The following is an 18831-nucleotide window of genomic DNA, read 5'->3' on the forward strand; positions in this document are numbered from 1 at the left end:
GCTTTCGTGCGGGAAACGGGAGGCTTCGCCGCTCCTGCACACCCCGCGCGTCGGCTGCTCTCCTCCCCAGCCGGCTCCGCCGCGCCCCGCGCACACCCCTGACGCGCCCACGCTGGGTGCATGTCCACGTCCACGTCCACGTCCACGTCCCTGCCCCGCCCCCAGGACCACCGCCCGCCCGTCCCCGCGCGGCCGCTCGACGTCGTCGCCGGCGCACCGCTGTTCACGCGAGCGGACCTGAGCGCGGCCGGCCTCCCCGCGGACCGCCTGCGCGCCGCCGATGTCCGGCGCGTCACCCACGGCGTCCATCGGCGGGCCGACGACGTCCCCGGCGACTGGGGCGCCCTCGGCTACGCGAAGCCCCCGGTCGCGTTCGCCCCGGAGGAGACGGCGGCGATCGTGGCGGCTTCCCGGGGCGTCGCCTCCCACCTCAGCGCGCTGCTCCTGCACGGCATCCCGGTGCCGCCCTTCCTCGTCGACGACGGGCGGATCCACGTCTCGCGCCCGCACGGCCGCGGCGCCAGCGAGCGCCCGGAGGTCCGCAGCCACGCGCGCAGCGTCCCGGAGGCGGACGCGGTGGTCCTGCATGGCATCCGCGTGACGAGCGTCGAGCGCACGTGGGCGGACCTCGCCGCGCTGGTGCGCCCCGGCCATCTCGATCCGGTCGTGGCGGCGGGCGACGCCGTCGTCACCGGGATCTGGACCCCGCAGGGCCGCCTGCCCCCGCGCACGACGATCCCGAGGCTGCGCGCGGGGCTGGCCCGGTCCGGGCGGTTCAAGGGGGCGCGGACGGCACGTGCGGCGCTGGGGCTGATCCGCGCCGGGGCGGACTCGCCCCCGGAGACGGCCCTGCGCCTGGCGCTGCTGCACGCCGGGCTTCCAGAGCCGGAGCTGCAGCTGGTCCTGCACCGCGGGCGCCGGCGCTCGCCGGACGCGGACCTGGGCTGGCGCGCCTGGCGCCTGGTGGTCCACTACGACGGCGACCCCCACCTCGATCCCGCGCAGCAGGCGGTGGACGCGTGGCGGAACGGGGGATGGGCCCGGGCGGGGTGGTCGCAGATCGTGGCCACCGTGGACGACGCGCGGGACGACTTCCGCAGGGTCGTGGCGGAGGTCTTGGCGCACCGGGCCCGCCTCGGCGGGCGGGTCTACGTCGCGTAGGGGAGGCTCCCGTTTCCCGCACTAAAGTGCCGGGGAAGCCTCCCGTTTCCCGCACGAAAGCGGGCCGGAAGGCTCCGGTTCCCCGAACGACAACGGGAGCCTCCCGTTTCCCGCACGAAAGCGCCGGGGAAGGCTCCCGTTTCCCGGACGAAAGTGCCGGGGGAGGGGGACGGCGCAACCGCCGCGGATCAGGCGGCGTAGGCGCCCCGCATGAGGACGGCGCCGCCGTCGACGCCCTTGGCGCCCTGGACGAAATCCAGGCCGGCGCCGGCGGCCTCGTCGGTGACCTGGCCGATGGTGCCCATCTCCCAGGCGTCGATGCCGGCGTCCACGAGCACGGAGATCGACTTCGCGGCGATCTCCGGGTCCACCACGGCCACCATGCCCACGCCGAGGTTGAGCGTGCGCTCCAGGTCGGGCTGCGGGACGCGGCCAGCCTCGGCGAGCAGGCGGAACACGGGCGGCAGGGACCAGGTCTCGCGCTCCACGGTGGCCATCAGGCCCTGCGGGAGCACGCGCGCCAGGTTCGCGGCCAGGCCGCCGCCGGTCACGTGGCTGAACGCGCGGACGGGCAGGTCGGAGCCGCCGTCGTGCCCGTTGAGGCGCTGCACGAGGTCCAGGCAGGCGCGCGCGTAGATGCGGGTCGGCACGAGCAGCTCCTCGCCGAGGGTGCAGCCGAGCTCGGTGACCTCGCGGTCGAGGGACCAGCCCGCAGCGTTCACCACGCGGCGCACGAGCGAGTAGCCGTTCGAGTGGATGCCGGAGGAGGCCATGCCGATCACGACGTCGCCGGACTGCACCCGCTCCGCGCCCAGGACCATGTCCGCCTCGACCACGCCGGTGGCGGCGCCCGCCACGTCGTACTCGTCCGCGGCCAGCAGACCTGGGTGCTCGGCGGTCTCTCCGCCCACGAGCGCGGTGTCCGCGAGGCGGCAGCCCTCGGCCACGCCGCGCACGATGTCCGCGATGCGCTCCGGGACCACCTTGCCGCAGGCGATGTAGTCGGTCATGAACAGGGGCTTGGCGCCGACCACCACGATGTCGTCCACCACCATGCCCACGAGGTCCTGGCCGATGGTGTCGTGCTTGTCCATGGCCTGCGCGATGGCGACCTTGGTGCCCACGCCGTCCGTGGAGGTGGTGAGCAGCGGCTTGCGGTACTGCAGCAGCGCCGAGGCGTCCCACATGCCGGCGAAGCCGCCGATGCCGCCCATCACCTCGGGGGAGTGGGTGGCCTTGACGGCGTCCTTCATGAGCTCGACGGCGCGGTCGCCGGCCTCCACGTCGACGCCGGCGGAGGCATAGGTGATGGGGGTGTCGTCGGCGGTGTTCTGGTTCTCGGTCACAGCGGGGTCCTGTCCGTCTCGGTGAGGAGCTTCTCGTCGTCGGCGTCGGGGCCGGGCTCGCAGCCGGTGGAGGCCACGGTGGTGGCGTCCCCGTCCGTGGCCGTCACGGTGACGGCGGCGGCGGAGCCGGCGTCGGTCTCGAGCACGGACTTGCCGCGCTCGCTCTCGTCCGCCAGCTCGATGGGGTACGTGCCGGTGAAGCAGGCGGTGCACAGCCGCTCGCGGGGCTGGCCGGTGGCGGCGATCATGGCCTCCTCGCTGATGTAGCCCAGCGAGTCGGCGCCGATGGAGGAGGCGATCTCGGTCACGCCGGCGCCGTTGGCGATCAGCTCGGCGCGGGAGGCGAAGTCGATCCCGTAGAAGCAGGGCCACTTCACGGGCGGCGAGGAGATCTTCACGTGCACCTCGGCGGCGCCGGCCTCCTTGAGCATGCGCACGATGGCGCGTTGGGTGTTGCCGCGCACGATCGAGTCGTCGACGACGACGACGCGCTTGCCCGCCACCACGGACGGCTGCACGTTGAGCTTGAGCCGGATGCCGAGCTGGCGCAGGGTCTGGGAGGGCTGGATGAAGGTGCGGCCCACGTAGGCGTTCTTCACGAAGCCCTGGCGGAACGGCAGCCCGGAGGCCTCGGCGTAGCCCACGGCGGCGGGGGTGCCGGACTCGGGGACGGGGATCACGACGTCGGCGTCCACCGGCCCCTCGAGGGCGAGGCGCCGCCCCATGTCCACGCGGGACTCGTACACGGAGCGGCCGGAGATGGAGGCGTCCGGGCGGGCGAGGTAGACGTACTCGAACACGCAGCCTGCGGGGGTGGCCTCGGCGAAGCGGGTGGAGCGGATGCCCTCCTCGTCGATGGCGATCATCTCGCCGGGCTCGACCTCGCGGATGAAGGAGGCGCCGACGGTGGCGAGGGCGGACTGCTCGGAGGCCACCACCCAGCCGCGCTCGAGGCGCCCGAGCACGAGGGGGCGGACGCCGTGCGGGTCGCGTGCGGCGTAGAGCGTGTGCTCGTCCATGAACACGAAGCAGTAGGCGCCGCGGACCTTGGGCAGCAGCTCGAGGGCGGTCTCCTCGAGCTTGCGGCCCTCCTCGCCGTGGAGCAGGGCGGTGACGAGGGCGGTGTCCGTGGTGTTGCCCTGCTTCATCTCGCCGCGCAGCTGGAGCCCGTCCCGGGCCTGGACCATGCGCAGCAGCTCGGCGGAGTTCACGAGGTTGCCGTTGTGGGCCAGGGCCACGGTGTCCCCGCCGGCGGTGGCGCCGAGGGTGGGCTGGGCGTTGGCCCACTTGTTGGCGCCGGTGGTGGAGTAGCGGCAGTGGCCGACGGCGATGTGGCCGGTGAGGGTGGCCAGGGTGGACTCGTCGAACACCTGGGAGACGAGGCCGATGTCCTTGTAGACGCCGATGCGCTTGCCGTCCGAGGCGGCGATGCCGGCGGACTCCTGGCCGCGGTGCTGGAGGGCGTAGAGGCCGTAGTAGGCCAGCTTCGCGACCTCCTCGCCGGGCGCCCACACGCCGAAGACGCCGCATTCGTCCTGGGGCCCCTGGTCCTGGGGGTCGAGGGCGGCGGTCAGGCGGCCGTCTCCTCGTCGGGTGCGCGATGCGATCACTGCTCGGGGGTCCTCTCGGTGGGGGCGGTGCGGCTGCGGAGCGCGTCCGCGGCGGAGCGGTCCAGGCGGACGTCCGCCGCGGCGGGGTCGTCGGTGCGCTCGAGGACCACGGTGCGGGTGGTGGCGCGGGAGCGGCGGTCCAGCAGGAGCCACACGAGCAGCCCCAGGACGCCGGCGCCCAGCAGGGAGATCAGGCTCACGAACCCGAAGGTGTCCGCGAAGGACAGGGGGATGCCGGAGTACGGGTCCGCGGGCGGGGTGGGGGAGGCGTGGATGGCCGTGGTGGCCACGAGGGCGGCCAGGATGCCGAGCACGGCGGCCACGGCGAGCACCGCGGACAGCCGCGGCGCGCGGCGGACCGTGTAGGCGTGCTGATCGGCGGGGTGCGCGGGGCCGGAGGTCATGCGGGGAAGTCTATCCAGTGGGGCGGTCGCCCTACGCCGATCACCCGCGCAGGGCGTCTGCGGGACGCTGGCGGCTCGCCATCCAGGCCGGGTAGAGGGCGCTCACGACGCCGGCCGCGAGTCCCAGCGCCAGGGCCAGGGGCACGGCGGTGGGCGGCAGCACGGCGGCCCAGCCGCGGGACTGGGAGACGGCGAGGATCACGGCGGTGCCGACCGCAGACCCCACCGCTCCGCCGGCCAGGCCGATGAGCGTCCCCTCGAGGAGGAAGAGACGGGCGATCAGTCCTCGAGACGAGCCGATGGCCCGCCGCAGTGCGATCTCCGAGGTCCTCGACTGCACGGACAGGTACATGGCCGTGGACGCGCTGATCACGGCGAGCACGAGCAGCACGGCGGAGAGCACGCCGACGAACGCGCCGAGGTCGTCGGCGACGCCGGCGCGCAGCTCCCGCAAGTCGGCCACGGTCCGCACGGACACGCTGCCGGGCGCCTCGGGGGCGATCGCCAGCGGGGCCGCCTGGGAGACGGGGTAGGGGAAGCCGGTCTCGGTGCGCACGACGAGCTCGGGGGCGGCCTGGCCCACGCCGGTGAGGACGGCGGGGGTGGCCAGCAGCGCGGTGGTCAGGGTGGGGGTGCGCTCGGTGGTGCGCACGATCCCGGCCACGTCCACGGCCGTCCCGCCGATCCACACCCGGTAGCCGGGGGCGAGGACGCCGGACTCGGGGACGGGCAGGTGCAGGGCCTGAGCGGCGGCGGGCGTGGCCCAGACCAGGCGGGCGTCCGGGGCGTCCAGCAGGGCGCGGGCGGTCTCCGAGGGCAGGCCCAGCTCGGCCAGGCGGGTGTAGGAGGCGGAGGCGCCCACGAGGGAGATGGCGGCGGGTGGCTCGGGCTCGCCGGGGCCGTTGCGGGTGATCTCGACGTCGGCGGGTGCCACCTGCACCACGTGCCCGGCTCCGAGCACGCGCGGCAGCGCGGCCAGGTCGGCCGTCCAGTCGGCCAGGCGGCGGTCGCCGGGGTCGAGCAGGCCTTCGGCCTGGGGCACGGTGACCACCACCTCGTCCAGGGCGGCGGCGGTGAGCCGGGCGCCCACCTGGGCGGTGGCGGTCTGGGTGAGCCCGAGGGCCGCGAGCAGCCCGCCGACGCCCACGGCGAAGGCCGCCATGAGCAGCACCGTCCGCAGGAAGCGCGAGGACAGGGAGGAGAGGGCGTCCACGGCGTCGTCCACCACGGCCCAGGCGCGTCGGGGTCCGTGCCGGTCCGCGCGGTCCCGGCGCGGACCGGCCACCCGCGCCGCGGGGGCCGCAGCGTCGAGCGTGCCTGGCCGCGCCGTCGTCGTCCCGGAGGCCGTCGGCGGGACGGCGGCGAGGGTGAGCTCGGTGAGGACGCCGTCGGCGATGCGGACCTGCCGGTCCGCCACGGCGGCGACCCCGGGGTCGTGGGTGATGAGCAGGATGGTGGTGCCCTCCGCGTGGAGGCGGCGCAGGTGCTCCACCACGATCCGGCCGTTCTCGGTGTCCAGGTTGCCGGTCGGCTCGTCCGCGAGCACGACGCGCGGGCGGGTGGCCACGGCGCGCGCGATCGCCAGGCGCTGCCGCTCGCCGCCGGAGAGCAGCTTGGCGCGGGAGCCGAGCCGGTGGCCGAGGCCGAGCAGCCTCAGCGTCTCCCCGGCGCGGGCGTCCCGTTCGACCGGCGGCACCCGCTGGATGCGCAGACCGAGTGCCGCGTTGACGGCCACGGACTCCTCGCTGAGCACGTGGCTGGACTGGAACACGAACCCGAAGGTCTCCGAGCGCAGCCGGTCCCGTTCGCCCTCGCCCATGCCGGTGGTGTCGCGGCCGCGCACGCGGTAGATGCCGGAGTCGGGCCGGTCCAGCAGTCCGACGACGTTGAGCAGGGTGGACTTGCCGGATCCGGAGGGTCCCACGATCGCCACGAACTCGCCGGCGTGGACGGTGAGGTCCACGGAGTCCAGGGCCGGCCGTTGCGCGCCGGCGAACGCCTTGCGGACGCCGGCGAGCTCCAGCAGGGGGACCGGCGGGTCGTCCGGCCGGCGGTCCGGGGCCTCCGCCGCGGCCGGCACGTCCGACCGCTCGCTCATGAGACCCTCACCCGGTCTCCCGCCGCGAGGTCCCCGGTGACGGCGGCCCAGCCGCTGCCCGTGCGCTCCACGGTGACGGGCACGCGCCGCTCGGCCGGGGCGCTCGGGGAGGCTCGGCCGGGGGCGGCGGCACCGGCGGGATCCTGGACCAGCACATAGCTGCCGGACGCGTCCGCGCGCACGGCGGTCTGCGGGACGGCGAGCGAGGGTGCGGCGGCGTCCTCGGCGGCCGGGGTCACGGTGACGCTCTGACCCACGGGGGGTGCACCGTCCGCTGCGGAGTCGTAGGCCACGGTGACCTCGTGCCCGGCGCGCGCGGTGCCCTGGGCGGCCTGGAACGCGCCCACGGACCGGATGGTGCCGGGGATGGTCCCGGAGGCGGTGCCCACCTGCACGTCCTGCCCCTTGGCGAGGGAGGCCGCCTGCGCCACGTCCGCGGTGAAGCGGACGGTGGGGGCGGAGGTCTGAAGGGTCAGGAGCGGGCGCTCGTCCGTGAGGGTGGTGCCGTATCCGGCGGCGGAGGCCACCACGGCGCCGTCCTCGCCAAGGGGGATGAACTGCCGCCAGCCCACCGTGACGGGGTCGTCCTTCGGAAGGGGCGAGCCGGCCTGGCGGAACTGCTCCCGCAGGGCACGGGCGGTGCTGGGGCCGAACACGCCGTCCGTGGCGGTCCACCGCCCGGCCTGCCGGAGCGCCCGCTGGAGGGAGGCGACGTCCTCGCCGCGGTCCCCCTCGGTGAGGTCCCGATACAGGGCGAGCGGCTCGGCGAGGAACAGGTAGGTGACGCCGGAGACCTCCCCGGCGGCGTCGCCGGGTCGGACGGTCTCTCCCGCCTCGGCGGTCTGGCGGAGCACGACGGCGGGCCCGTCCGCCGCTGTCACGGTCACGCTCCTCGTCTGCCCCGCGGCCACGGTGCCGGCGAAGGACGCGGCGTCCCCCACTACGCGTTCCTCGGCCGAGGCCCACACGTCGATGGGTGCGGCCACTGCGGCGGCGTCCGCCTCCGTGGTCGGCGGCTGGAAGAACCGCCCGGCCACGAAGGAGGCAGCCAGCAGCAGGGCCACCAGCGTCACGACGGCGGCCACGCGCCACGGGTGCGCCACGCGCCGGGTCCGGACGGGGGCGGCGTGGTCACCGCCACCGTGTATGACGGTGCTCACTGGTTATTCGCGAGGTAGGCGCGGGCGGCTTCGAGATTGCCTTCCGTGGTGCGCTTCTCCTCGGCGAGCGCGGCCTCGTGGCCCTTGATGAGTGCTGCCTGGTATCCGGCCTCGATGTCGCCCAGGCGTTGGGTGAGGTTGGTCAGCTCATTGCACGAGGCCTCGATGACGGCGATCCTGATCTCCTCGCGCTGGGCGGTGGGACTTGACTGGTCTTGCCGTCCCAGGAGTGCCATGGATTCCATGCTGCCCCAGGTGCCCTCGCCCTCCTCCGGCGTCAGGCCGCGGTCGCGAAGGCATTGCTGCCACTCGCCGCGGGCATCAGTCCACCGAGGGTCGGCGGCAGCGAGGGACGCTGCCTCCACGGCGAGCGCGCCGGCGGCGCTTTGAGTGCTCACCGGTGGGCCGGACACGCTCTCCATCTGGTCCATGACGTGGGATGCGCACTCGTCGTAGTCGGCGTTGAAGGTCGGATCCGCCTCGTCGCTCCAGCCTCCGGGCGGCGGCGTCAGATCCGGGGCGTCGCCGAGCGGCTGGAGCGCGAATCCGTTCGATGCGGCGAATTCCGGCAGCCACAGGCCGTAGGGACGCTCCTCGGTGGAGCCGGCGGACGCTGGCGGGGCGACACCGTTGTGGCCCTTGGGCTGCAGACAGCTGCGCAGAATGGCGAGGCGAGCGCGGGTCATGACGTCTTCGTCCGCGCGCGTGATCGCGTAGTCGTCCAAGGGCAGGATCACCTGCCCGCTGTCCCTGTCGAGGCGAGCCGTCGCATCCGGGTCGGGGGTGACGGACCCGTCCCCACAGGCGGAGAGCAGGAGTGAACCCATCAAGGCAAATGCAGCTGCGGTGAAGCGGGTCTTCATGGAGAGCGATCCTTGGTGAACGATGGTGGCACGGGAAATCGACGTTGCGAGGGGGCGGCCGAAGGTGGCCGCTCCCTCGCCATCGTGATCAGCTGGCGTACCAGCTGCTGATCTGGTCGTTACCCAGAGCGGCGCCCCCGTCGTTGATGTGTTCGTAGATCGTCGCGGCCGAAGCCCCCGGTGCGATGACAGCGGCGGCCACAACGACGGCGGCGAGGGCGGAATGGATTCGCTTCATGTGTATGAGCTCTCTGACTGGCATCCGAATCGGATGCATCAGCGGGGGTGCGGACGCTCACAGGCCCCCCGGCCTGACCGCTGTGCGGATGAGCAGATCATAGTCTCGGCCGGGGTATTTCCCAGAGAGTACTTTCGGCCAGTCTTTTCGGCATGCGTGTGACCCGCGTCACAGGAGTCTCACGGCCGGATCAGCGGCAGGTGCGCGCCGAGGTCCGCGCGGGTGCCGGAGGCGCGCACCGCGCCGGTCCCGACGGCGTCCGCCCACCCCAGCAGCCCCGTGGCCAGGGACATCCACGTGACCGCGTCCATCTCCACCACGTTGGGCGGGGTGCCGCGGGTGTGGCGGGGCCCGGGGATCGCCTGGGCGACGCCGAAGGGCGGCACCCGCACTTCCACCGAGTTCCCGGGCACGCGGGTGGCGAGCTCTTCAAGGGCGAAGCGCACGGCGGTGGCCCGCGTGGAGCGCGGCAGGGCGGCCGCGGAGGCAGGGTCCTGCGCGTGCGTGCGCGCCCACGAGGTCAGCGCCGCGTGCCCCTCGGGCACGGGGATGCGGCGGCGGGGGACGGAGCCGGTGGTCATCGGCCCGTTCAGTCCAGCAGGTCCAGGACGGGGCGGGCCAGGCGCACTGCGCCCACGGGCTCGCCCTTGCCGAGGATCTTCGGGGCCACCGTCTCCAGCACCGCGGGCAGCCGGTCCGCGTCCACGTGGTCCGGGGCGAACTGGGCCAGGAGCGCGAGCGCCACGAGGTTGCCGGCCCGCGTGCCGCCGTCGAGCGCTTTGACGGCCACGGCCGTGCCGTCCGGGGCGGCCATGACCATCACCCCGTCCGCGCCGAGCTTGGCCAGCAGGCCCAGCTCGCGCATCACCACGGTGTTGGAGCTGGACTGCCCGTGCACCGCCCACGGGTGCTCGAGCATCGCGTTCGCCACGGTGGCCGCGTGGATCTCGGCGTCCCGGCGGCACGGTGCGGAGGCCACCTTTCCGATGCCCCGGGCCAGCGCCGTCAGGGACAGCACGGCGGCCGGCGCCCCGCAGCCGTCCGTGCCCGTGTGGGCCACGGGCTCGCCGCAGTACTCCTCGATGACCCGCTCCACCTCGGCCTGCAGCGGGTGGTCGGGCTCAAGGTACGTGCCGACGTCGTGCCCCGCGGCCACGCACGCGGCCAGGAAGCCCGCGTGCTTGCCGGAGCAATTGTACGCCAGCGGCGTCTTCTCCGCGCCGTGCTCGAGGTCCTGGGCGAACCGCACGATCTCCGCGGCGTCCGCCGGATAGTCCGGCGGGCACTGCAGGTCCGCCGCGGACAGTCCGGCCTCGGCGAGGATCCGCGCGGCCAGCTCGCGGTGGGCCGCGGTGCCACGGTGGGAGCCGCACGCGATGGCCACCTCCTCGCCCTCCAGGCGAGCGCCGTGGCGCAGCGAGGCGATGGCCTGGAACGGCTTGAGCGTGGAGCGGGGGTAGATCAGCGCGTCCACCGGGCCGAGCGCGGCCAGCACGGCCCCGTCCGGGCCGGTCACCACGGCCGCGCCGGGGGTGCGGGACTCCACGAAGCCGTTGCGGACCACGTGGACGAGCTCGACGGCGTCGGCGAGGGCGAACGTGGCGGAGGGGGTCTGCGTCATGCGCCCATCCTAGGGAGCGCGGCGGACGCGGCGGGCCGCGGGCCGGGGCGCCACCCAGCGGCCGCGCCCCGCGGGCTCAGTCGGTCAGCCGCCCGTCCACCATGTTTAGCGTGCGGTCCGTGGCGGCGAGGAACTCGTGGTCGTGCGTGACCATCAGCGTGGCCGTGCCCTCGTCCCGGGTCAGCGCCCCCAGCAGGTCGACGACGGCGGCCGAGCGCTCGCGGTCCAGCGCCGAGGTGGGCTCGTCCACGAGCAGCAGCGCGGGCGAGGCCATGAGGGCACGCACGATGTTCACGCGCTGCCGCTGCCCGCCCGAGAGCTGGTGCGGCCGCTTGCCGGCCTGGTCGGCCAGGTCCACGCGCTCCAGCAGCGCCATGGCCCGGTCCCTGGCGGCCTTCCGGTCCGCGCGCGTGGCGTCCCGGTCCAGGTGCACGGAGAGCTCGAGCTGCTCCGCCGCCGTGAGCGAGGGGATGAGGTTCGGCTGCTGGAAGATCACGCCGATCTCCCGGCCCCGCAGCCCCGTGCGCTCCGTGCGGGAGAGCCCGGTGAGTTCGCGGCCGGCCACGGTCACGGTCCCGGAGGTCGGGGGCACGAGGCCTGCGGCAACGGCCAGCAGCGAGGACTTGCCGGAGCCGGACGGGCCCACCAGGGCCGTGAACGTGCCGGCGTGCAGGTCCAGGGAGACCTCGTCCAGGGCGCGCAGCACGCCGCGCTCGCCGTCCGGGTACTCCAGGACGAGGTCCCGCACGGACAGGGCAGGGGCGCCGCCGGAGTCGTCCGGGGCCGCGGTGCCCGAGGCGATCCGATGGGCGGCCGCGGCGGCCGGGGTGCGCATCGGGTCGAGGTCGGTCTGCGGGGCGAGGCTCGTGGTCATGGTGGTCCTTCTTCCTTCTCCAGGGGGCGCGGGCAGGCGGGGGACGACGGCGCCGCGGGGCGCCGTCGTCGGCGGTCAGTTGCCGCCCAGGGCGACCAGCGGGTCGATGCGGGTCACGCGGAACACCGCGGTGACGGCGGCGAGCATGCCGAGCACGAGGATCCCGGCGGCGGGCACGAGAGTGGTGGCCCAGGACAGCTCGAACGGCACGCCCCGCGCGGCGAGCACGCCGATCCCGGCGGCCAGCGCGGTGCCCACCAGGACGCCGCCCAGCAGCACGAACGCCGCCTGCGTGAGCGCGTCCTTCAGGACCCACCCGTCCGTGCCGCCGAGGGCCTTGAGCACCGCGATGTCCCGCGTGCGCTGGACCGTCCAGATGGACAGGAACGCGATCACCACGAGCGCCGAGATGCCGTAGAGGAAGCCCTGCATCGTCGTGAGCGAGCCGTTCTCGGAGCGGTAGCTGGGCAGCGCCGCGTAGGAGCCGCGGACCGTGTCCGAGACCGTGCCGGCCGCGGCGTCGCCCGCCGCGGCGACGGCGTCCGGGTCCGCACCCGCGGCGAACCGCACAAGGCCCGCGGTGCCGAGCACCGCGTCGTCTGCGGTGTGGGAGATCGCCCTCCAGTCCTCGAGCGCCAGCCAGGTCACCGGGGAGTGGGAGTAGAACTCGTTCGGGACCACCTCCGCCACCGTGAACACGAAGCCGGAGACGGCGACGGCGTCGCCCGCCTGCGCACCGAGGGAGTCGGCGACGTCGGAGCTCAGCACGACCTCGCCCGGCGCGAGCGCGGCCGGGGCGTCGGCGCCGCCCGGGACCAGGCCGAGGAACGCGGTGGAGGCCACGCCTGTGGTGGGCACGTCGGCGACGTCGGCCCGGCCCGCCTCGTCCGTCTCCACGCCGTGCGCCAGGCCGACCGCGCGGCCCTGGCTGACGCCCAGCGGCTCCACGGAGGCCACGCCGTCCGTGGCGGCCCACGCGTCGCGCTGCTCTGCGGTGAACTCCGACTGGGTGAAGGAGGCGGTGGCCTCCTGGCCGGCCGCGCCGCCGAACACGAGGCGCTGCACGCCCTGCTCCTCGAGCCGGTCCAGGGCGGCCGTGTTCTGGCCGCCCAGCCCTGCGGTGAGGCCGGAGAGCATGACCAGCAGCAGGCTGATGAGGGCCACCACGGAGCCCATGAGGGCGAATCGTCCGGTGGCGAAGCGCAGGTCGCGGAGCGCGAGGAACACGGCGTGCGTCCTTTCGGGGGAGGAGGAGGGTGAGGAGGTCGGGGCGGGCGGTGGTGCGGGGGCCGGGCGGTGGTCCGGGGCCGGCAGGCGGGGTGCGGGGTGCCGGAGGGCCCGGATCCGAGGCTTCCTCCACCCTTCCGCCGCGGCGCCGCGGGCGCATCGCCCGTGGCGGATGGCCCCGGGTCAACCGAATGGTTGATCCGGCGCCGGACCCCCGGGGCAGGGCCGTGTCGCGTCCGGGGGCGGTCCTACGCTGGAGCCATGCCCGCCACCCGACTCTCCGCCGACACCGCCGGGGCACCCGCCGAGACCGGTGCCGCCGCCGTGCTCGCCGGCCTGCGCGTGGCCCTGCACGTGGCGTTCGCCGTGCTCCTGGCCGTGGGCCTGGGACGGGCGCTCGCGGACCTGTCCCGGACGGGGGCGCCGGCCCCGGCGGCGCTCGCGCTGACCGGGTGCACCGCACTGCTGGCCGGCGTCTACCTGGCCGGCACGCTCGTGGAGCGCCGCCGCTGGGGCCGGGGCGAGGACGTGGGGCGCGGCCCGGCGCTGCTCTGGCTGGCGCTCGTGCTCGCCCTGTGGGGCCTGCTCGTGGCCCAGCACCGGGACTTCGCATGGGTGGCCTTCCCCCTGTTCTTCGTGGCGCTGCACGTGGTGGCGCGCACGGCCCGCACGGCGACGGCCCGGCGGATCGCCGGGCCGGTCCTCGTGGCGGCGATGGCCGCTGTCGTGGTGGCCGGGATGGCCGCCGGCGTGGACGAGGGCGTGCGCCCGGCCGCGGTGATCGGCCCGCTCGTGGGCGCGGCCGTGGCCGTGGTGCTCTCCGGGGCATACCGCGCCCTGCACCAGGAGTCCGAGCGACAGCGGGACGTGGCCGAGCAACTGCGCGCCGCCCAGGCCGAGCTCGCCCGCACCCAGCACCGCGCCGGCGTGGGCGAGGAGCGCGAGCGCTTGGCCCGCGAGATCCACGACACCCTCACCCAGGGCCTGGCCTCGATCGTGCTGGTCTCCCGTGCCGCGCAGGACGCCCTGGACGCGCAGGACCCCGCGCTCGCCCGCACCCGCATGGAGACCGTCCGCACCACCGCCGCGGAGAACCTCGACGAGTCGCGCCGGTTCGTGCGGGACCTGCGCGCCACCGGCGGGGCCTCCCTCGTGGCGGCGGTCGAGCGCGCGGTCGCCGGGTTCGCCGAGCGGCAGGCGGCGGCGGGCACGCCCGTGGCCGCGGACGTGGAGGTGGTGGGCACGCCGGTGCCCGTGGCCGAGGCCGTGGAGGCCGCGCTGCTGCGCGCCGTCCAGGCGTCCCTGGCCAACGTGGCCGCCCACGCGAGGGGCACGCGCGCCCGCGTCACCCTCGCGTGGCTGCCGGGGGAGCTCGCCGTGGACGTCGCCGACGACGGCGTCGGGTTCCGCCCGGAGGCCGTGGTCACGGGAGACGCGGGGACGCAGGGGACTGGGGCCGGGACGCAGGGGGCCGGGGCACGGAGGCCCGCCGGCCCTGGGGCCGGGACCGGCGTCGGGCTGGCGAGCGTGCGCGAGCGGCTCGCGGGCGTCGGTGGTCATGCCTCGGTGGAGTCTGCGCCGGGCGAGGGCACCGTCGTCGCCCTGCGCGTGCCCCTGCCCGCCGCTGCGGGTCGGGCCGAGGAGGACGAGAGGCGGGAGCGGGGATGACCGTGCACGTGATGCTGGTGGACGACCACCCGGTGGTGCGGGCGGGGGTGCGCGCCGTCGTCGAGGCCCACCCGGACCTGCGGGTGGTGGCCGAGGCCGCCGACGGCGCCGAGGCGCTCCGGATCCTGGAGGCCGCGGCCGGCCCCGTGGACGTGGTGCTGATGGACCTGCAGATGGGCGAGGGCATGGACGGGGTCAGCGCCACGCGGGCCGTGCGCGAGCGGCGGCCGGACGTGCAGGTGCTCATCCTCACCACGTTCGACACCGAGGCGGACATCCTCGCCGCCGTGGACGCCGGGGCGGCCGGCTACCTGCTCAAGGACGCGCCCAGCGAGGAGATCGCCCGCGCCGTGCGGCAGGCCGCCGCCGGACAGAAGGCGCTCGCCCCGCAGGTGGCCGCCACCCTCATGGGCCGGATGGCCGGCGGCGCGGACGTGCTCTCTGCGCGGGAGATCGAGCTGCTGGAGCTGATCGCGCGCGGGGCCACCAACAAGGCCGCCGCGAAGGAGCTGTTCATCTCCGAGGCCACCGTGAAGACGCACCTGGTGCACGTGTTCCAGAAGCTCGGCGTGGACAACCGCACCCGCGCCGTGGACGAGGCCCGGCGCCGCCGCATCATCCGGTGAGGCCGGCCGTCCGGACCGGGGCCTGGCGGACCGCCCTGCGGGCCGCCCGTCGGCGCCCCCGGGCGGCGGCCGTCAGCGGCGCCGCACGAACCGGGTGATCACCGCGGCGGCCACCGCCGCCACCGCCAGCACGCCCAGGGCGGCCGGCAGGCTCAGGTCGCCGCGGGCGAACCCCAGCCCGCGCAGCGTCCAGAACCCGATCAGGGCGCACGTGAACATCACGCCCACGAACAGCCACGCCGAGTTCAGTCTCGGGCCCATGCCGCGTCCGACCGCGCGTCGGGGATCGCGGGGGTCCCCGTCGTCGTCGGGTCGGCCGTGGTGCAGGGGAGGCATCGTCATGCACCCCACGGTAGGGGTCCTCCGCCCGGACCGGCCAGGGCCACCGCGTAGGCTTGAGGCTCGTGAAGACCCTTGTGCTCGGCAACGGCGGCCGCGAACACGCGCTGCTCGCCGCCCTCTCCCGTGATCCGCAGGTCGGCGAGCTCCACGCGGCCCCCGGCAACGCCGGCATGGCCGCCCTCGCGGCCCTGCACGCCGTCGAAGCCACCGACCCCGACGCCGTCGTCGCCCTGGCCCGCGAGCTGGCCGCCGACCTCGTGGTGGTCGGCCCTGAGGCCCCGCTCGCCGCCGGCGTCTCCGACGCCTTGCGCGAGGCCGGCTTCGCCGTGTTCGGCCCCTCCCGGGCCGCCGCGCAGCTCGAGGCGTCCAAGGCGTTCGCCAAGGAGGTCATGGCCGCCGCGGGCGTGCCCACCGCCGGCTCCCGCATCTGCGCCACCGCCGAGGAGGCAGCCGCCGCCCTGGACGAATTCGGCGCCCCGCACGTGGTCAAGGACGACGGCCTCGCCGCCGGCAAGGGCGTCGTGGTCACCTCCGACCGGGCCGAGGCCCTCGCCCACGCCCAGGCCTGCTTCGACGCCGGCGGGACCGTGGTCATCGAGGACTTCCTCGACGGCCCCGAGGTCTCCCTCTTCGTGCTCTGCGACGGCACCGACGCCGTCGCCCTCACCCCCGCGCAGGACTTCAAGCGCATCCACGACGGCGACGCCGGCCCCAACACCGGCGGCATGGGCGCCTACACGCCGCTGCCGTGGCTGCCCGAGGGCTTCACCGAGGAGGTCATGGACCGCGTGGCCCGCCCCGTGCTGGCCGAGATGGCCCGCCGCGGCACCCCCTTCACGGGCGTGCTGTTCTGCGGCCTCGCCGTGACCGCCAAGGGCGTCGAGGTCATCGAGTTCAACGTGCGCTTCGGCGACCCCGAGACGCAGGCCGTGCTCGCCCGCCTGACGACCCCGCTGGGCGGGCTGCTCGCCGACGCCGCCGCCGGCCGGCTCGGCGCCGACCGCGCGCTGGAGTGGAGCGACGACGTCGCCGTGGACGTGGTCATGGCCTCCGCCGGCTACCCCGCGACCTCCTCCAAGGGCGACGTCATCACGGGCCTGGCGGACGCCGAGGCGCTCGAGGGCGTGCACGTGATCCACGCGGGCACCGCGACGTCCGGGGACGACGTGGTGACCGCCGGCGGCCGGGTGCTGGCCGTCGTCGGCCGCGGCGCCGACCTCGCGCAGGCGCGCGAGCGGGCCTACGCCGGCGTGGAGCGGATCCGCTTCGACGGCGCCCAGTGGCGCACCGACATCGGGCTCAAGGCCGAGCGCGGCGAGATCGCCGTCCCCGCCGCCGTCGGGCAGGCCGGACAGGCCGGGGAGGACGCACGATGAGCCACGAGACCCCCGCGTCCGACACCGCGCCCCATTCCGGAGCCGCGCCCCGCGGCTTCGCCGGCGCCGAGGCCCTCGAGCTGCCGGGCTGGCGCCACGTGTACTCCGGCAAGGTGCGCGACCTCTACGAGCCCGCCGACGCCGCCCCCGGCGAGTCCGAGACCCTGCTCGTGGTGGCCTCCGACCGGATCAGCGCCTACGACCACGTGCTCTCCCCGCCCATCCCGGACAAGGGCGCCGTGCTCACCCAGCTCACGCTGTGGTGGTTCGAGCGGCTCTCCGAGGGGTACAACGGCGCCGCCGGCGCGCCTGTGGAGCACCACGTGGTGAGCACGGACGTGCCCGAGGCCGTGGCCGGCCGTGCCATGGTGGTCAAGCGCCTGCGGATGTTCCCCGTGGAGTGCATCGCCCGCGGCTACCTCACCGGCTCCGGCCTGGCCGAGTACCGCGAGTCCGGGACCGTCACCGGCCTGCCGCTGCCCACGGGGCTCGTGGACGGCTCCCGCCTGGACCCGGCGATCTTCACCCCGTCCGCGAAGGCGGAGGTCGGCGAGCACGACGAGAACATCACGTTCGAGCAGATGAGCGAGCGGGTGGGGGCCGAGGCCGCCGAGCGGCTGCGCTACCTCACCCTGGACCTGTACTCCCGCGCCGAGGCGATCGCGCGCGACGCCGGCATCATCCTGGCCGACACGAAGGTCGAGTTCGGCGTGGACCCCGCCACCGGCCAGGTGGTGCTCGGCGACGAGGTCCTCACCCCCGACTCCTCCCGCTTCTGGGACGCCGAGGACTACGAGCCCGGCCGCGCCCAGGCCAGCTTCGACAAGCAGTTCGTCCGCGACTGGCTCACGAGCGACGCATCCGGCTGGGACCGCGCCTCCGGGGCCGAGCCGCCGGAGCTGCCCGCCGACGTCGTGGAGAAGACCCGCGCCCGCTACGTGGAGGCGTACGAGCGGCTCACGGGCCGCCCCTTCGAGGCCTGACCCCCGGCCCACAACGGGCGCTTTCGCCGCCCACACGGGCGCTTTCGCTCGGGAAATCGTCGCTACCATGCCGGGATTTCGGCGCGGTAGCGACGATTCCCCGAGCGAAAGTCCGGGGGTGGGTGGGGCGTCCGGTCCTGCACAGACGACGGCGGCCGCGCGCCCGTCCACGGACGGCCCGCTCCGGTGATCGGCCCGACGCCGGACGGGCCAGTGTTCGCGACATGTCGCCTCGTGAACCCGCCCCCCTGCCCGCCGCCTTCTCCGACCTCCCCTTCGGCGCGGCCGACCTCCGCCGCGCCGGCGTCTCGGTCGAGCGCACCCGCCGCGCCGATCTGCGCCGCGTGAGCCAGGGGCTCCACCGGGCCCGGGAGGCCGAGCGCGGCGAGTGGGCCGACCTCGGCTACCCCGTGGACCCCCTGCCGTGGGTGCCGGAGGAGGCAGCCGCCGTCGTGCCCTTGACCGGGGGAGTGGTCTCCCACCTGAGCGCGCTGCTGCTGCACCGGCTGACGGTGCCGCCGTGGGTGCGGCCGGACGGGCGGCTGCACGTGAGCCGGCGGCACGGGCGCGGCGTCTGCGACCGGTCCGGGGTGGTCACGCACGGGCGCTCCGTGCCGCAGGAGGACGTGGTGGCGCTGCACGGGATCGCCGTCACGTCGGTGGAGCGGACGTGGCTGGACCTGGCCTCGCTGATGCCGCGGGGTCCGGTGGATCCGCTGGTGATCGCCGGGGACGCGCTCGTGAACCGTCCGTGGATCGCGGGGGACGGGCGGCGGGGCGAGCCCGTGACGAGCGTCGAGGCGCTGCGGGCGGCGCTGCGCCGGGCGGGGCGGTTCAAGGGCGTGCGCGCGGCCCGGGGGGCCCTGGACCTGGTGCGGGTGGGGGCCGACTCGCCGCCGGAGACCGAGCTGCGGCTCGCGCTGGTGGACGCCGGCCTTCCGGAGCCGGAGCTGCAGGTCTCCGGGGACCCCGGCGACCGGTTCGCGCCCGTCGCGGACCTGGGGTATCGGGACTGGAGGCTGGCGCTGCAGTACGACGGCGGGCATCACCGTTCTCGCGAGCAGCAGGCCCGCGACGCGCGGCGGGACGGCTGGTTCCACGACCGCGGCTGGCGGTCGCTGAGGCTCACCGCCGACGACCGGCTCGACGGGTTCCGGCGCGCCATCGCCTGGGTGCGCCGCCACCGTCCCTGACTTTCGCTCGGGAAATCGTCGCTACCATCCCAGGATTCCGG

18 protein-coding genes are annotated in these 18831 nt (G+C 75.4%); 6 read left to right on the plus strand and 12 right to left on the minus strand.

Going from position 1 to position 18831, the window contains the following annotated elements; translation table 11 throughout:
• Nucleotides 1-120: 120 nt before the first annotated feature.
• Entirely contained in the window at nucleotides 121-1161 is a 1041-nt protein-coding gene (locus tag HDA33_RS00070; RefSeq protein WP_246416831.1) for a hypothetical protein, read from the plus strand.
• 188 nt (nucleotides 1162-1349) lie between these two features.
• Here the strand turns inward: HDA33_RS00070 and purM are convergent, their stop codons facing one another.
• The 11 genes from purM to HDA33_RS00125 form a co-directional block, all read right to left on the minus strand.
• The gene (gene purM / locus HDA33_RS00075) at nucleotides 1350-2507 is read right to left on the minus strand and encodes a phosphoribosylformylglycinamidine cyclo-ligase (RefSeq protein WP_184169548.1); all 1158 of its coding nucleotides are present in this window, start codon (nucleotides 2505-2507) and stop codon (nucleotides 1350-1352) included.
• Nucleotides 2504-4117, minus strand: a complete 1614-nt coding sequence (gene purF, locus HDA33_RS00080; RefSeq protein WP_184169551.1) for an amidophosphoribosyltransferase — start codon at nucleotides 4115-4117, stop codon at nucleotides 2504-2506. Before purF ends, purM begins: the two co-directional genes overlap by 4 nt.
• Nucleotides 4114-4521, minus strand: coding sequence for a hypothetical protein (locus HDA33_RS00085; RefSeq protein WP_184169554.1), 408 nt, complete (start codon nucleotides 4519-4521; stop codon nucleotides 4114-4116). The genes purF and HDA33_RS00085 overlap by 4 nt, the downstream gene beginning before the upstream one ends.
• Before the next feature lie 40 nt (nucleotides 4522-4561).
• Entirely contained in the window at nucleotides 4562-6619 is a 2058-nt protein-coding gene (locus tag HDA33_RS00090) for an ABC transporter ATP-binding protein/permease (protein WP_184169569.1), read from the minus strand.
• Nucleotides 6616-7722 carry a peptidoglycan-binding protein gene (locus HDA33_RS00095; protein WP_184169572.1) on the minus strand — a complete coding sequence of 369 codons (1107 nt, stop codon included), beginning with the start codon at nucleotides 7720-7722 and terminating at the stop codon, nucleotides 6616-6618. Before HDA33_RS00095 ends, HDA33_RS00090 begins: the two co-directional genes overlap by 4 nt.
• Before the next feature lie 53 nt (nucleotides 7723-7775).
• Complete coding sequence (locus HDA33_RS00100; RefSeq protein WP_184169575.1) at nucleotides 7776-8642, minus strand: hypothetical protein; 867 nt, start codon at nucleotides 8640-8642, stop codon at nucleotides 7776-7778.
• A gap of 88 nt (nucleotides 8643-8730) precedes the next feature.
• Nucleotides 8731-8880 carry a hypothetical protein gene (locus HDA33_RS00105; RefSeq protein WP_184169578.1) on the minus strand — a complete coding sequence of 50 codons (150 nt, stop codon included), beginning with the start codon at nucleotides 8878-8880 and terminating at the stop codon, nucleotides 8731-8733.
• 179 nt (nucleotides 8881-9059) lie between these two features.
• A complete protein-coding gene (locus HDA33_RS00110; RefSeq protein ID WP_184169581.1) occupies nucleotides 9060-9461 on the minus strand; it encodes a sterol carrier family protein in 402 nt (133 codons plus the stop codon).
• Nucleotides 9462-9469: 8 nt separating this feature from the next.
• Nucleotides 9470-10501 (minus strand): asparaginase, encoded by a 1032-nt coding sequence (locus tag HDA33_RS00115; RefSeq protein ID WP_184169584.1) that lies wholly within the window; start codon nucleotides 10499-10501, stop codon nucleotides 9470-9472.
• Between the two features lie 76 nt (nucleotides 10502-10577).
• A complete protein-coding gene (locus HDA33_RS00120; RefSeq protein ID WP_184169587.1) occupies nucleotides 10578-11375 on the minus strand; it encodes an ABC transporter ATP-binding protein in 798 nt (265 codons plus the stop codon).
• Between the two features lie 75 nt (nucleotides 11376-11450).
• Nucleotides 11451-12602, minus strand: coding sequence for an FtsX-like permease family protein (locus tag HDA33_RS00125; RefSeq protein WP_184169592.1), 1152 nt, complete (start codon nucleotides 12600-12602; stop codon nucleotides 11451-11453).
• A 261-nt stretch (nucleotides 12603-12863) separates the two neighbouring features.
• On the opposite strand from HDA33_RS00125, the gene HDA33_RS00130 reads away from it, so the two are divergent.
• Nucleotides 12864-14270, plus strand: coding sequence for a sensor histidine kinase (locus HDA33_RS00130; protein WP_184169593.1), 1407 nt, complete (start codon nucleotides 12864-12866; stop codon nucleotides 14268-14270).
• Nucleotides 14267-14896, plus strand: coding sequence for a response regulator (locus tag HDA33_RS00135; RefSeq protein WP_184169596.1), 630 nt, complete (start codon nucleotides 14267-14269; stop codon nucleotides 14894-14896). The genes HDA33_RS00130 and HDA33_RS00135 overlap by 4 nt, the downstream gene beginning before the upstream one ends.
• A 72-nt stretch (nucleotides 14897-14968) precedes the next feature.
• Here the strand turns inward: HDA33_RS00135 and HDA33_RS00140 are convergent, their stop codons facing one another.
• Nucleotides 14969-15238, minus strand: a complete 270-nt coding sequence (locus HDA33_RS00140; protein WP_184169600.1) for a hypothetical protein — start codon at nucleotides 15236-15238, stop codon at nucleotides 14969-14971.
• Between the two features lie 62 nt (nucleotides 15239-15300).
• On the opposite strand from HDA33_RS00140, the gene purD reads away from it, so the two are divergent.
• The 3 genes from purD to HDA33_RS00155 all read left to right on the plus strand — a co-directional run bounded on the left by purD (nucleotide 15301) and on the right by HDA33_RS00155 (nucleotide 18790).
• Nucleotides 15301-16614, plus strand: a complete 1314-nt coding sequence (gene purD, locus HDA33_RS00145; RefSeq protein ID WP_184169603.1) for a phosphoribosylamine--glycine ligase — start codon at nucleotides 15301-15303, stop codon at nucleotides 16612-16614.
• Nucleotides 16611-17597, plus strand: a complete 987-nt coding sequence (locus HDA33_RS00150) for a phosphoribosylaminoimidazolesuccinocarboxamide synthase (RefSeq protein ID WP_184169606.1) — start codon at nucleotides 16611-16613, stop codon at nucleotides 17595-17597. Before purD ends, HDA33_RS00150 begins: the two co-directional genes overlap by 4 nt.
• A gap of 224 nt (nucleotides 17598-17821) precedes the next feature.
• Nucleotides 17822-18790, plus strand: coding sequence for a PDDEXK family nuclease (locus HDA33_RS00155; RefSeq protein WP_184169609.1), 969 nt, complete (start codon nucleotides 17822-17824; stop codon nucleotides 18788-18790).
• Nucleotides 18791-18831: the final 41 nt, after the last annotated feature.

The organism is Micrococcus endophyticus (assembly GCF_014205115.1).
In the GTDB taxonomy this organism is placed as follows: Bacteria; Actinomycetota; Actinomycetes; order Actinomycetales; family Micrococcaceae; genus Micrococcus; species Micrococcus endophyticus.

Excerpts from the sequence above, each read along its gene's own strand:
- HDA33_RS00070 (WP_246416831.1), top strand. The coding sequence starts at position 121 with ATGTCCACGTCCACGTCCACGTCCACGTCCCTGCCCCGCCCCCAGGAC.
- HDA33_RS00085 (WP_184169554.1), bottom strand. The coding sequence starts at position 4,521 with ATGACCTCCGGCCCCGCGCACCCCGCCGATCAGCACGCCTACACGGTC.
- HDA33_RS00090 (WP_184169569.1), bottom strand. The coding sequence starts at position 6,619 with ATGAGCGAGCGGTCGGACGTGCCGGCCGCGGCGGAGGCCCCGGACCGC.
- HDA33_RS00100 (WP_184169575.1), bottom strand. The coding sequence starts at position 8,642 with ATGAAGACCCGCTTCACCGCAGCTGCATTTGCCTTGATGGGTTCACTC.
- HDA33_RS00105 (WP_184169578.1), bottom strand. The coding sequence starts at position 8,880 with ATGAAGCGAATCCATTCCGCCCTCGCCGCCGTCGTTGTGGCCGCCGCT.
- HDA33_RS00110 (WP_184169581.1), bottom strand. The coding sequence starts at position 9,461 with ATGACCACCGGCTCCGTCCCCCGCCGCCGCATCCCCGTGCCCGAGGGG.
- HDA33_RS00115 (WP_184169584.1), bottom strand. The coding sequence starts at position 10,501 with ATGACGCAGACCCCCTCCGCCACGTTCGCCCTCGCCGACGCCGTCGAG.
- HDA33_RS00120 (WP_184169587.1), bottom strand. The coding sequence starts at position 11,375 with ATGACCACGAGCCTCGCCCCGCAGACCGACCTCGACCCGATGCGCACC.
- HDA33_RS00130 (WP_184169593.1), top strand. The coding sequence starts at position 12,864 with ATGCCCGCCACCCGACTCTCCGCCGACACCGCCGGGGCACCCGCCGAG.
- HDA33_RS00135 (WP_184169596.1), top strand. The coding sequence starts at position 14,267 with ATGACCGTGCACGTGATGCTGGTGGACGACCACCCGGTGGTGCGGGCG.
- HDA33_RS00140 (WP_184169600.1), bottom strand. The coding sequence starts at position 15,238 with ATGACGATGCCTCCCCTGCACCACGGCCGACCCGACGACGACGGGGAC.
- HDA33_RS00150 (WP_184169606.1), top strand. The coding sequence starts at position 16,611 with ATGAGCCACGAGACCCCCGCGTCCGACACCGCGCCCCATTCCGGAGCC.
- HDA33_RS00155 (WP_184169609.1), top strand. The coding sequence starts at position 17,822 with ATGTCGCCTCGTGAACCCGCCCCCCTGCCCGCCGCCTTCTCCGACCTC.